The following is a 994-nucleotide window of genomic DNA, read 5'->3' as shown; positions in this document are numbered from 1 at the left end:
ACCGAGGCGGCCAGTCCGGTGCTCGCCCCGCCGCCGACGACGAGCACGCCGACCGCGCCCAGGCTCGCGCCCGAAGTGATGCCCAGCATGTCCGGCGCGGCCAGCGGGTTGTGCAGGATGGACTGCGTGATCGCGCCCGCGAGACCGAGCGCGAGACCGACCACCAGCGCGGTGAGCGCGCGCGGCAGCCGGGATTCGAGCACGATGAACCGCTGCGCCTTGGTGCCTCCTCCGGTCAGCACGTCCAGCACGCGTCCGAGCGGCAGGTGTGACTCGCCGACCGCGATGTCGAGACACAGCAGCCCGAGCGCGATGGCGGCGAGCACCGCGACGGTCAGCACCATCGTCGGCCGGAGCACCATCGACACCGGCCCGGCGCGCAGGGCGGGACGAGCAGTCATGGTTCGTAGCGAAAGCGTCACGGGCCCAACACCTTCGGCTCTGCCAGTGCTTCTGGCCCAACGTGTAGGGCGGGATGTGGAGTGGTGGGTTGTAGCGAAAGTGTCACGGGGCCAACACCTTCGGCTCTGTCAGCGTTTTCGGCCCAAGGCGCGGGGCGTGGAGTGATGGTTCGTAGCGAAAGTGTCACGGGGCCACCACCTTCGGCTGTACCAGTGCTTCCGGCCCGACGCGCAGGGTGCGCCGCGCGCTCGTGTTCATAGCGGAATTCGTCACCGGTGCACCGAATCCCTGAGTGTCGGTGCCGCCGGGATGACGCTTGGGACGAGCCGTGGACTTGTGGCGTATAGCGGCGCTGCCCGCCGGAGCGTTTCACAGGCTCACCAGCTTCCGGCGCCGGACGAACGCGAGGAAGAACGGCGCGCCGAGCACGGCGAGCATCACACCTACCTCCAATTCCCCGGGGCGGACCACCAGGCGGCCGAGGATGTCGGCGATCAGCAGCAGCAACGCTCCGAAGAGCCCGGAATACGGAATCAGCCAGCGGTAGTCCGGCCCCGTGACCGCCCGCGCGAGATGCGGGACGGCGAGGCCG

2 protein-coding genes are annotated in these 994 nt (G+C 69.5%); both read right to left on the bottom strand.

All coding sequences use genetic code 11. The features are described 5' to 3' along the window. A partial coding sequence (locus NA4_RS38350; protein WP_157129598.1) for an iron chelate uptake ABC transporter family permease subunit occupies nucleotides 1-401 on the bottom strand: 401 nt, incomplete at its 3' end. A 370-nt stretch (nucleotides 402-771) separates the two neighbouring features. Further along, the coding region (locus tag NA4_RS38345) for an iron chelate uptake ABC transporter family permease subunit (protein ID WP_157129597.1) at nucleotides 772-994 on the bottom strand (223 nt) is incomplete at its 5' end.

Origin of the sequence: Nocardia amamiensis NBRC 102102, from assembly GCF_001612745.1 — a bacterium.
Taxonomy (GTDB): domain Bacteria; phylum Actinomycetota; class Actinomycetes; order Mycobacteriales; family Mycobacteriaceae; genus Nocardia; species Nocardia amamiensis.
This window is presented reverse-complemented; position numbering and strand designations above follow the sequence as displayed.